Source organism: Variovorax sp. CAN15, assembly GCF_030462475.1.
Classification (GTDB): domain Bacteria; phylum Pseudomonadota; class Gammaproteobacteria; order Burkholderiales; family Burkholderiaceae_C; genus Variovorax.
Map to the genome: position 1 here is coordinate 14,653 of NZ_JASMRZ010000006.1, position 11,712 is coordinate 26,364.

At 65.9% G+C, this 11,712-nt stretch carries 11 protein-coding genes and 1 tRNA gene; 7 read left to right on the forward strand and 5 right to left on the reverse strand.

Annotated features, from left to right (window positions below):
- Positions 1–154: 154 nt before the first annotated feature.
- The 7 genes from QMO14_RS06810 to QMO14_RS06840 all read left to right on the forward strand — a co-directional run bounded on the left by QMO14_RS06810 (position 155) and on the right by QMO14_RS06840 (position 8,102).
- Positions 155–1,132, forward strand: coding sequence for a LacI family DNA-binding transcriptional regulator (locus QMO14_RS06810; protein WP_301505621.1), 978 nt, complete (start codon positions 155–157; stop codon positions 1,130–1,132).
- A gap of 497 nt (positions 1,133–1,629) precedes the next feature.
- Complete coding sequence (locus QMO14_RS06815) at positions 1,630–2,997, forward strand: carbohydrate porin (protein ID WP_301505622.1); 1,368 nt, start codon at positions 1,630–1,632, stop codon at positions 2,995–2,997.
- A 176-nt stretch (positions 2,998–3,173) separates the two neighbouring features.
- Entirely contained in the window at positions 3,174–4,430 is a 1,257-nt protein-coding gene (locus QMO14_RS06820; RefSeq protein WP_301505623.1) for an ABC transporter substrate-binding protein, read from the forward strand.
- Between the two features lie 27 nt (positions 4,431–4,457).
- Positions 4,458–5,327: a carbohydrate ABC transporter permease gene (locus QMO14_RS06825; protein WP_301505624.1), complete on the forward strand. Its 870-nt coding sequence runs from the start codon at positions 4,458–4,460 to the stop codon at positions 5,325–5,327.
- Positions 5,320–6,171: a carbohydrate ABC transporter permease gene (locus QMO14_RS06830; protein ID WP_301505625.1), complete on the forward strand. Its 852-nt coding sequence runs from the start codon at positions 5,320–5,322 to the stop codon at positions 6,169–6,171. Before QMO14_RS06825 ends, QMO14_RS06830 begins: the two co-directional genes overlap by 8 nt.
- A 16-nt stretch (positions 6,172–6,187) precedes the next feature.
- Complete coding sequence (locus tag QMO14_RS06835; protein WP_301505626.1) at positions 6,188–7,315, forward strand: ABC transporter ATP-binding protein; 1,128 nt, start codon at positions 6,188–6,190, stop codon at positions 7,313–7,315.
- Between the two features lie 115 nt (positions 7,316–7,430).
- On the forward strand, positions 7,431–8,102 hold the full coding sequence (locus QMO14_RS06840; RefSeq protein WP_301505627.1) for a hypothetical protein: 672 nt from the start codon (positions 7,431–7,433) through the stop codon (positions 8,100–8,102).
- Between the two features lie 85 nt (positions 8,103–8,187).
- Here the strand turns inward: QMO14_RS06840 and QMO14_RS06845 are convergent.
- The 5 genes from QMO14_RS06845 to tolB all read right to left on the reverse strand — a co-directional run bounded on the left by QMO14_RS06845 (position 8,188) and on the right by tolB (position 11,704).
- Positions 8,188–8,263: transfer RNA gene (locus QMO14_RS06845), tRNA-Lys, on the reverse strand.
- Between the two features lie 50 nt (positions 8,264–8,313).
- Positions 8,314–9,108, reverse strand: coding sequence for a tRNA threonylcarbamoyladenosine dehydratase (locus QMO14_RS06850; RefSeq protein WP_301505775.1), 795 nt, complete (start codon positions 9,106–9,108; stop codon positions 8,314–8,316).
- Positions 9,109–9,184: 76 nt separating this feature from the next.
- On the reverse strand, positions 9,185–9,934 hold the full coding sequence (gene ybgF / locus QMO14_RS06855; protein ID WP_301505628.1) for a tol-pal system protein YbgF: 750 nt from the start codon (positions 9,932–9,934) through the stop codon (positions 9,185–9,187).
- A complete protein-coding gene (pal, locus tag QMO14_RS06860; RefSeq protein WP_301505629.1) occupies positions 9,934–10,449 on the reverse strand; it encodes a peptidoglycan-associated lipoprotein Pal in 516 nt (171 codons plus the stop codon). The genes ybgF and pal overlap by 1 nt, the downstream gene beginning before the upstream one ends.
- A 28-nt stretch (positions 10,450–10,477) precedes the next feature.
- Entirely contained in the window at positions 10,478–11,704 is a 1,227-nt protein-coding gene (gene tolB, locus QMO14_RS06865; protein ID WP_301505630.1) for a Tol-Pal system beta propeller repeat protein TolB, read from the reverse strand.
- Positions 11,705–11,712 lie beyond the last annotated feature (8 nt).

Here is an 11,712-nt window from a genome sequence, read left to right on the forward strand (position 1 = left end):
TCCCCGACGAAACACGGCGTTGGCAGGGAAACAAATCAGAGCGCTTCCCCTTTCATGTCGAGACGCGCGCGCGTGCAGCATTACCTCGACAACCTCGCCGAGCCCCCGTGAAAATGACGCCCCCTCCAAGCAAAGACACTACCCAAGGAGCTCCATGCCCGTAACCATCCGCGATGTGGCCGAGGCCTCTGGCGTCTCCATCAGCACCGTGTCGCGCGCCCTGAAGAACCAGCGCGGCCTCTCGGACGAAACGCGCCGCATGATCCGCCAGGTGGCGCGCGACATCGGCTACAACGCGGCGCGCCTGCGCGGCGCCAAGGCAAAGCAGCTGGCCTTCATGGTGCACAGGCAGCACAGCCACTTCTCGACCAACCCCTTCTTCTCCGACGTGCTGCATGGCGTCGAGGAGGCATGCCGAAGGTTCGGCATCGTGCCCACGCTGCTGACCTGCGGCCCCACCGATCCGATCCGGGAACAGCTGCGCATGCACGAGCCCGACATGATCCTCGCGGCCGGCTACTTCGAGAGCGAAGTGCTGCAGATGGTGGCGGGTCTCGACCTGCCGATCGCGCTGATCGACTTCTCGCAGGGCGACCTCCCCAGCGTGAACCCCGACAACGCGGTGGGCGGCTACATGGCCACGCGCCACCTGCTGGACATCGGCCGCAAGCGCATCGCCTACATCGCGGGCTCGCTGGCGCACGTGAGCATCCTGGAGCGTGCGCAGGGCTATCGCCGCGCGTTGTTCGAGGCCGGCATCCTCGCAGACCCCGAACTGGAGGTGGTGGCGCCAACGGGTCAACTGCACGACCTGGGCGCATCGGCTGCGATGCAGCAACTGCTGCGCCTGCGCCAGCCGCCCGACGCGGTGTTCGCATACAACGACGCGGCGGCGCTCGCGGCGCTGCGCACGTGCATGCAGGCGGGCCTCTCGGTGCCCGGCGACATCGCCATCGTCGGCTTCGACGACACCCTTTCCGCGGCGCAATCCGATCCACCGATCACGACGCTGCGCGTGGACCGCCAGGAGCTCGGCCGCTTCGGTGTCGAACTGGTGCTGCAGGGCTCCTCGATGCCCAGGCTCAACACCCTGCCGGTCGAGCTGATCGTGCGCGCGAGCACGAGCGGCTGAAGCTCTCTTCTTGCGCTCTAGCACGCCCTTCGCTGCGGCGTCTTTTGCGCTGGCAACGCTGTGTTTCGTCCGGGAAATCACAAGATCGCCGTACGAAACCCCGCTCCTACACTGCGTGCCGTCACACATCGGGCTCTCTCGGAAGGCAGGCCTTCCGGCAACGAGCGCCACGACTCGCGCAGCACAACAACAGGAGATACAGCACATGGCAGCGAACTGCATCCACGACCGGCAAATGCCTGAACGCAGGCATCGCTGCCGCCTCGTCGTGCGTCCCCTCCTTCGCGAATGCCTTGTGCTCTGTGCCCGCCCCGCCTGTCGCCCGATGAAGCGATAGCGCCTCCCTCCTTCCCTCTCCCCTTTCCGTCCGAACGCGTCTGAACGCGACACACCGGTTCTTGCCGGTGCGGGACCGCTTTTGCCCAAAGCGGCCGGACGGCCTTTTTCTCTCCCGCTTCCTTCACGCCTTCACAACAACCCTGACCAAGGAGACTTCCGTGAGACCCAAGCTGAACCGAATTACCGCCGCAGCCGCCGTACTGCTGGCCGGCCTGCACGGACTGGCACAAGCCCAGTCGGCAGAGATACCGACGGATGCACCACCCCTGGCCGAGGCGAAGTCCGACCCCACCAAGGACTTCGTGAAGAAGGTCAACGACGCCACCGGCCTGGAGTTCTGGGGCTACGGCCGCGGCGGCTTCTACAGCGCCGGCAACGGCAAGCCCAAGGGCGGCTACTCGCTGGGCGGCGACCTGCAGAAGTACCGCCTGGGCAACGAGGGCGACAACTACCTGGAGTTCGGCATCGGCAAGCGCTTCGACCTGGGCGACGGCATCAAGTGGGGCGTGTTCTACATGCCCACGATCTACAACGGCAAGAGCGGCACGGCGCAAGCGTACTTCTCGCTCAGCGGCATCTTCGGCAACAGCGCCACTCTGTGGGCCGGCCAGCGCTACCACCGCGTGCAGGACGTGCACATCGTCGACAAGTGGGTGGTGGAGGACGGCGACAACTACGGCGCAGGCATCGACGACATTCCGCTGGGCGGCCTCGGGCGGCTGAACGTGGCGGTGCACACGGCCGACTCGGTCGACAACAAGAGCGGCAACCCCAACAACGCCAAGCGCATCAACGTGCAGTGGCGCGACATCCCGACCAACCCGGACGGCAAGCTCACCATCACCGGCGGGCTGATCTCGGGCAACTTCGCCAAGGGCAAGGACGGCGGCGCGCTAGGCCTGATGCACGTGCAGAAGAACTTCCTGACGCCGGGGCTGAACAACACCTTCATCGCGCAGGCCTCCAACGGGCATTCGTCGCTCAGCGGCAAGTTCCACAACCTGGACAACAGCACGACGACCACCGGCTTCCTGCTGCCGCCGGGCATCGGCCAGTCGGACAGCTTCTTCTTCGCGCCGCTGGTGGAGCGCACGGTGATCACGCCGCAGGCGGGCGCGAAGCAGCGGCGCATCCTGGACTCGATGGACTTCCAGGTCGGGCGCTTCGGCGGACAGACGCTGATCGGCTACCAGACCACGCACCCTGATGACGGCCCCGAGACGCGCGACTTCACGCTGGGCGGGCGCGTGTCCTACGGCATCGCCAAGTACACGAAGCTCCTGGCCGAGCTGGGCACGACGCGCCGCAGCATCGACGGCCAGCCCAGGCAGACGCTGAACAAGGGCACGATCGCCGTGGCCTTCTCGCCGAACACCGATTTCTGGACCCGGCCCGAATTCCGCATCTACGCCACGCGCGCGAGCTGGAACAAGGCAGCCGCCGACGCCAACGCGGGCACCTTCGGGGCCAACGGGCGGCGCAGCGCCACCGTCTTCGGCATCCAGATGGAAGCCTGGTGGGAGTGAGACGCCCCATGGCCATTCCTCACGCACTCCTGGCGGCGCTTTTGTTGCGCTCGCAACGCTGCATTTCGTCCGGGAAATCACAGCGCGCGGCCCCGAAGGGGCTGCCTAAACTGCCGCCGGCTCCGGTTTCCAACATTTCGGCCGCAACGGCCAGAACGCTCAGAAGAGACAAGCACATGAAGACCTCATCCCGATTCGCCGCAGCCGCCCTCAGCCTCGCCATGGGAAGCGGCGCCGCAATGGCGCAGCAGCAGCAAAGCGTGGAAGTCCTGCACTGGTGGACCTCCGGCGGCGAGGCCGGCGCGCTCAACGTGCTCAAGGGCAATCTCGAGAAACAGGGCGTCAAGTGGAACGACATGCCCGTGGCCGGCGGCAGCGGCGAGGCCGCCATGACCGCGCTGCGGGCTCGCGTGACCTCGGGCAATCCGCCCACCGCTTCGCAGATGCAGGGCTTCGACATCCTCGACTGGGGCAAGCAGGGCGTGGTGGCCGACCTCAACGAGCTCGCCCGGAAAGGCGGCTGGGACAAGGTGGTGCCGCCCGCGCTGCAGAAGTTCTCGAAGTACAACGGCAAGTGGATCGCGGCGCCGGTCAACATCCATTCGACCAACTGGGTGTGGGCCAACCAGGCGGTTCTGGCCAAGGCCGGCGTGACGGCCGAGCCCAAGACCTGGGACGAGTTCATCGCCGCCGCGCAAAAGGTGCAGAAGGCCGGCTTCGTCGCCATCGCCCACGGCGGCCAGCCGTGGCAGGACGCGACGCTGTTCGAGAGCGTGGCGCTCTCCACCGGCGGCATCGACTACTACCGCAAGGTGTTCATCGAACTCGACGCCAGGACCATCGGCTCGCCCACCACCGAGAAGGTGTTCCAGCGCATGAGCCAGCTGCGCAAGCTGGTGGACAAGGACTTCTCGGGCCGCGACTGGAACGTCGCCTCGGGCATGGTGATCGGCGGCAAGGCCGGCTTCCAGGTGATGGGCGACTGGGCCAAGGGCGAGTTCATCAACGCCAGGCAGGTACCGGGCAAGGACTTCGCCTGCTTCCGCTTTCCGGGCACGCAGGGCGTGGTCACCTTCAACACCGATCAGTTCGTGATGTTCAGGATGAAGGACGCCGACAAGGAAGCCGCCCAGCAGAAGCTGGCCGCCGCGATCATGGAGCCGGGCTTCCAGTCGGCCTTCAACGTGGTGAAAGGCTCGGCGCCCGCGCGCATCGATGTGCCGGACACGGCCTTCGACGCCTGCGGCAAGAAGGCCATCAAGGACGTGGCCGAGGCCAGCGCGGCCAACACGCTGGTGGGCTCGATGGCGCATGGCCACGCGGTGCCCGCGTCGATCAAGAACGCCTTCTACGACGTGATCACGCGGCACTTCAACGGCCAGCTGGACGACAGGAAGGCCGTTGCGGCACTGGTGTCTGCGGCGAAGAACTGAAGACCCCATCGACGCCTGCTACCGCCCTTGAAAACCAACCTGCTCCCCCGGCTCCTGCTGAGCCCCAGCGCCCTGCTCGTGCTGGTCTGCGTGTACGGGTACATCATGTTCACGGTGTACCTGTCGTTCACGACATCGACCATGCTGCCCACCGCCGAGTGGGCGGGCACGGCGAACTACGAACGCCTGCTCGGCCTGGAGAACTGGGAGGTGTCGCTGCGCAACCTCGCGGTGTTCGCCAGCCTCTACATCGTCGTTGCGATGGTGCTGGGGCTGGCGCTGGCGATACTGATCGACCAGAAGATCCGCGCCGAGGGCGTGCTGCGCTCCATCTTCCTCTACCCGATGGCGCTCTCGCTGATCGTCACCGGCACGGCCTGGAAATGGCTGCTCGACCCCGGCGTGGGCCTGGAGCACACGCTGCGGAGCCTGGGCTGGAACAGCTTCTCCTTCGGCTGGATCAAGGACGGCGACATGGCGATCTACTGCGTGGTCATCGCCGCCGTGTGGCAGACCTCCGGCTTCGTGATGGCGATGTTCCTGGCCGGCCTGCGCGGCGTGGACAGCGAGCAGATCAGCGCCGCGCGCGTCGACGGCGCGCGCACCTGGCAGATCTACGCGCGCATCGTGATCCCGCAGCTGGGGCCGGTGTTCGTCTCGGCCTTCGTGATCCTGGCGCACATGGCGATCAAGTCCTACGACCTGGTGATCGCGCTGACCAACGGCGGGCCCGGGCGCTCGACCTGGCTGCCTTCGGTCTTCATGTACCAGTACACCTTCGCGCGCAACGAGATGGCCGTGGGCGCCGCGAGCTCGGTGCTGATGCTGCTGGCGATCAGCGTCGTGGTGGTGCCCTATCTGCTGCGCGAGATGCGGGGAGCGAAGAACAATGGCTGAGCGAAGCCTGCGCATCGCGCTCTACGCGCTCTTGGCCGTGATGGCGCTGGTGTTCCTGATGCCGGTGTACGTGATGGTCGTCAACTCGCTGAAACCGCTGGAGGAGATCCGCAACGGCAACCTGATGACGCTGCCGGTGGACTGGACCCTCGCGCCCTGGCGTGCCGCCTGGAGCACCGCGCAGATCGGCGTGCAGCCCACGGGGCTGAAGCCCTACTTCATCAACTCGTTCCTGCTGGTGGTGCCGGGCGTGGTGCTGTCGACGCTGATCGGCGCGGTGAACGGCTACATCCTCACGCAGTTCAGGGTGCGCGGCGCGCACCTGCTGTTCGCGGCGATGCTGTTCTCGGTGTTCATCCCATTCCAGATCGTGCTGATCCCGATGGCCAAGACGCTGGGCCTGCTTGGCATCGCGGGCACGGTGACGGGGCTGGTGTTCGTCAACACCGTGTACGGCATCGGCTTCACCACCCTCTTCTTCCGCAACTACTACGCGGCCTTTCCCCAGGAGCTGGTGCGCTCGGCGCGCATGGACGGGGCGGGCTTCTTCGGCGTGCTGTGGCGCATCCTGCTGCCCAACAGCACGCCGATCGTCGTGGTGACGGTGATCTGGCAGTTCACCAACATCTGGAACGAGTTCCTCTTCGGAGCCTCGTTCAGCGACTACAGCTCCTTCCCCATCACCGTGGCGCTGAACAACCTCGTCAACAGTTCCACGGGGGTCAAGGAATACAACGTGCACTTCGCGGGCGCCTTCATCGCGGCGCTGCCGACGCTCGTCGTGTATCTGGTTTCCGGCAAGTACTTCGTGCGCGGCCTCATGGCCGGCTCGGTCAAAGGTTAGTTACTTAGGTAGGTGAATGGCTTCTCTGGACTTGATTGGCATCCGCAAGAGCTTCGGCCCTGTACACATCCTCCACGACATCTCCATCGCGCTGGACGATGGCGAGTTCCTGGTGCTCGTCGGTCCCTCGGGCTGCGGCAAGAGCACGCTGATGAACATCGTCGCGGGGCTGGAAGAGCCCACCGAGGGCCGGCTGCAGCTCAACGGCAGCGACATCACGCATGCGGCTCCGGCCGAGCGCAACATCTCGATGGTGTTCCAGTCGTACGCGCTCTACCCCAACATGACGGTGGCGAAGAACATCGAGTTTCCGCTGGAGATGCGCAAGGTCGACAAGGCCACCCGCGCCGAGCGCGTGAAGAAGGTGGGCGAGCTGCTGCAGATCGGCCACCTGATGGACCGCAAGCCGCGCCAGCTCTCCGGCGGCCAGCGCCAGCGCGTGGCCATCGGACGCGCTTTGGCACGCGAGCCGCAGCTCTACCTCTTCGACGAGCCGCTGTCGAACCTCGATGCGCAACTGAGGCTGGACATGCGCACCGAGATCAAGAAGCTGCACCAGCGCCTGAACGCCACCATCGTCTACGTCACCCACGACCAGATCGAGGCCATGACGCTGGCCACGCGCATCGCGGTGATGAAAGGAGGCGTGCTGCAGCAGTTGGGCACGCCGCACGAGGTCTACAACCGGCCGGCCAATACCTTCGTGGCAAGCTTCATGGGATCGCCGCGCATGAATCTGCTTCGTGTGCGGATGGCGAGCGGGCGGCATGGGGAGCTGCGGCTGGTGGCTTCGGATGGTGGCGTCGGGGAGACGGCGATCAACCTGCCGGCGGAGGTGTTGGCGGCTGTGCCGCAGGCGGTCTGCACCGGGCAGGATGTCATCGTCGGTCTGCGGGCCGAGGCGGTGAGCCTGGCTGCTTCGGACACGGTGCCCGGTCCCTCGCAGTGCTATCTGGAAGCACGTGTGCAGGTGGTCGAGCCGACCGGGGCGGACACGCTGGTGCTGCTCGATATCGATGGGCATGACTTCACTGCGCGGCTGGCGCCGGATGGGGCGCTGACGGCTGGCGCGCGGGCGCGGTTTTCGGTCGATCTGTCGAAGGTGGTTTTCTTTGATGTGGAGAGTGAAAAGCTGATTGCGTAGGTGAGAGCCAAGCGCCTGCTGCAAACCAAAAGGCCCGCCATGGATCCATGGCGGGCCTTTTGTTTGCCGGGGCTCGCCCGGCCGCGGAAGCCTTCAACGCAGATACTACGGCTCCATGAGCACCGAAGACGAACACGATCCGATGCGAGAACGCCAGGAGGCCATGGCCGCCTGGGAGCGGAGCTTGCGACAGCCCCGGCCGGAACGTCGCCTGGCACTGTGGCTGGTGGTGGCCGTGCTGGTGGTGTTCGTGTTCTATCTCGTGGCCGAGTGGCTGCTGACGCAGCCCGTCGGGCGGCGCCCCACCATGACGCCCTCGCCTGCCGCACCAGCATCGGCAAGCAGTCGCCCTGCACCTTCAGTGCCGCACCCACTTCCCCAGGAAGGCACGACGACACCGGACACTTTCGAGGTCACGAAGTGCCTCACACCCTCCGGCAGGGCCGCGTACTCCGATGGGCCGTGTCCCGAAGGCTCACGCGCTACCACGGTCCGCCTGCGGCGCGACGTGAACATCGCCGATGGGATGAGTCCGCAGGAGCGCGAGGCATCGCGACGGAACAACGCGATCATCGCGGCGCAGCAGCAGGAATATGAGCGGCAGGTAGCGCAGAACGTCGATCGCGGAATGGATGCCGAGTGCAGCGATCTTGCCGAACGCATCAAATCGCTGGACGCACTCGGGAGGCAGCCGCAAGGCATGTACACGCAGGATTGGCAGCGTGCGGAGCGGCATCGGACGCGGGACAGGCAGTTCAGGCTGGGGTGTCCTCAGCAGCGGCCTTGAAGATGCGTCGCCGGGCGCGACGTATTGCATCAGCCAAGAAAAAATCCTCGCGTGCACAAGGCAGGCGAGGATTTCGAAGAGGGTCTGGTAGGACGTACTGGATTCGAACCAGTGACCAACGGATTAAAAGTCCGCTGCTCTACCAACTGAGCTAACGTCCCGGAACCATTTTTCTGTTCTTTGCCGAAGTGATATCCGGCAAAGCCAAAGATTATAGCGCGACGTTGGACGCGATTTTGTCCAGAACCCAACCTGCCGCGCATTGTCCGAAAGTCGCGGTCACGCTGACCACCGATCCGTAGCCGTGGCAGTTGAGCGTGCCATCGCCGCTTTCGATGGCGCACGAGGCGTCCGGCGGGGCCACGCTTTCGCGGCTGAAGACGCAGGCGACACCGATCTTGCGGCCTTCGCGCGGAGCGCCGTGCTCCTTGCGCAGGCGCTGGCGGAGCTGGGCCAGCAGCGGGTCGTGCGTGACCAGCGACAAATCTTCGATGTCGACCTTGTGCGCCTGCCGCTTGCCGCCTGCAGCGCCCACGGTGATGAACGCTGTGCGCGATGCACGCGCCCAGGCCGCCATCGCCACCTTGGCCTTCACCTGGTCGCAGGCGTCGATGATGGCCGTTGCCGGCCCGTTCGCGGCCTGTGCCCCGTCTAGAAGCGCAAGCCAGTTGCCGGGCTCGACGAAATCGTCGATGGCCTGCACCTTGCACTCGGGGTTGATCTGCGCGATGCGCTCGCGCATGGCCTCGACCTTGGCCTGCCCGACGGTTGCGTCGAGCGCGTGGATCTGGCGGTTGATGTTCGACTCCGACACATGGTCGAGGTCGATCATGGTCAGGCGCCCCACTCCGCTGCGCGCCAGCGCCTCGACGGCCCACGAGCCGACGCCGCCGATGCCGACGATCAGCACATGCGCATCGCGGATGCGCGCGGCCCCAGCCACGCCGTAAAGCCGCTCGAGGCCGCCGAAGCGGCGCGCGAAGTCAGGCGCCGAGATGTCGGTAATGACATCCGCGGCAGCCGTGGGAGGAGTGAGAGATTCAGCAGCGATGATGGCGCTCAAGCGGAATGCTCCGCCCGCATCAGCGCAGGCGCGAGAGACGTTCGCGGCCAGCCTGAGCGGCTTCGGACTGCGGGTAGGCCTTGGTCAGGTCTTCCAGCGTGCGGCGCGCGGCACGCGTGTCCTTCAGCTCGATCTGGCAGTTCGCGATCGACAGCACGGCCTCGGGAGCCTTGGCGTGGTCGGGCGCGAGCGAGAGCATGGAGCGGAAGTTCGCGATGGCCTCGTTGTAGTTGCGCGTGGCGTACTGCGCATTGCCCAGCCAGAACAGCGCCGAGGCGTTGTAGCCGCTTTGCGGGTAGCGCTTGACGAATTCGGCGAACGCTGTCTGCGCCTGCGCGAACTGGCCCGAGCGGAACACGCCGAGGGCTGCCTCGAAGTCGGCCTTTTCCTTGGGATCGGCGGTGAACTCGCGGCCGTCCACCGACACCTTCGAGGGCTCGCTCTGACGAAGCTTGTCGTCGATGGTGGTCTGGCGCGACTGCAATTCGCTCAGCGTGCGCGTGAGCTGCTCGTTTTGCCCCGTCATGCGGGCCAGATCGCCGCGCATCTGCTCGATCTGGTTCTGCAGGTCGAGCAGGCTGCGGCGCAGCTGGCCGTTTTCGTCGGTGAGCCGCTGGTCTGTCTGCTGGCGCATGGCCTCGACACGCTGGCGCAGGTCGAGAATGGCGCGGCGAGCCTCGTCATCCTCGAACAGCGCGGCCTGCGATGCCGCCGAGACGCAAAGCAAGGCGGCGGCCAGCGCCGCGCCTCGCATTAGGGCGCGCGGCATCACCGGGTGTAGCGGATTTCGGCGCGACGATTCTGCGCCCAGACTTCCTCGCCCGAGCCGGTGACGGCCGGTTTTTCCTTGCCGAAGCTCACGGCTTCGATCTGGTTGTCGTTGACGCCCAGCAGGGTCAGCGCACGACGCACGGCTTCGGAGCGCTTCTGGCCAAGGGCCAGGTTGTACTCGCGGCCGCCGCGTTCGTCGGTGTGGCCTTCGATGGAAACGCGGCGTTGCGGGTTGGCCTTCAGGAACCGGGCATGGCCGTCGATCAGCGACTGGAACTCGGGCTTGACCGTGTAGCTGTCGTAGTCGAAGTAGACGATGCGCGCCACGCCCACCGGGCCTTGCGCGGTGCCCGCGGTCGGGTCGATGGTGACGGGTGCCACGGTGCTGGCGCCCTGCTGGCCGCCAGCCGTGCCGGAACGATCGGTCACCGGCGTTTCGTTGAGCTTGGTGCCCGACGAGCAACCGGCAATGAGAGCCACGATGGCCAGCGAATAGAGCGTGCGTTTCAACATTTTTTCAAACTCCTCAAATAAACCTTGGTCATTGCTTTTGGAACGGACCCCAGTCCGGTTCACGGATGTCTCCCGCCTGCCCCGCCAGTCGTGCCTTTATTTTTCCATCGAGCGTGGTCGTCATCAGGGCTTCACGGCCCTGCAACTGGGTTGCATAGACGATCAGCTTGCTGTTCGGGGCAAAACTTGGACTTTCGTCCGCGGAAGTGTCGGTGATCGCGTTGACGTTGCCGGTTGCCAACTCCATCACATGGAGTTTGAAGGCGCCGCCCACTCGCGAGATGTAGGCCAACCACCGGCCATCGCCGCTGACAGACGGAGAGATGTTGTAGGTGCCGCTGAAGGTCACCCGCGTCGGGTTGCCACCGCCAGCGCTCATCTTGTAGATCTGGGGGGCGCCGCCGCGGTCGCTCACGAAGTAGATCGTGCTGCCGTCGGCCGAGTACACCGGCTCGGTGTCGATGCTGGAGCTCTGGGTCAGGCGGCGGGGTTCGCCGCCGCTGGCTGGAATGGAGAAAAGCTGCGAGCCGCCGTCCCGGCTGAGCGTGACGGCCAGCGAATTTCCGTCGGGTGCCCAGGCCGGGGCGCTGTTGGAGCCCTTGAAGTTGGCGAGCAGGCGGCGTTGGCCGGTGGCCACGTTGTGCACGTACACGACCGGCTTGCGCGACTCGAAGGAGACGTAAGCCAGCTGCTGGCCGTTGGACGACCAGCAGGGCGAGATGATCGGTTCGGGGCTGGCGAGCGCGGCCTGGGCGTTCTCGCCGTCGGCGTCCGCCACCCACAGCGAGTAGCGGCTTCCCGCCTTGGTGACGTAGGCGATGCGGGTCGAGAAGATGCCCTTTTCGCCGGTCAGCTTCTCGTAAACGTAGTCGGCGATGCGGTGCGATGCCAATCGAAGGTCGCCCTGGGGAACGGTGTAGCTCTGGCCGCCCAGATCCTGCCCCTTCACCACGTCCCACAGGCGGAAGCGCACGTCGAAGCGGCCGTCGGCCAGCCGGGTGATGCTGCCCGCCACGAGCGAGTCGGCGGTGCGCTGGCGCCACAGCGAAAGATCGGGGCGCGACGCCTCGTCCAGCGCCTGGCCCGAGGCATCGACGCCGCGGAACTGGCCGCTACGCTCCAGGTCGGCCTGGACGATGTCCGAGATCTTCTGCGGGGACGATTCCTGCCCCTTGAAGGGAACGAGCGCGATCGGCAACTGCGTGAGCCCCACACCGGAAACCTCGACCCGGAACTGGGCCAGAGCAGGGATCATGGGGGTTG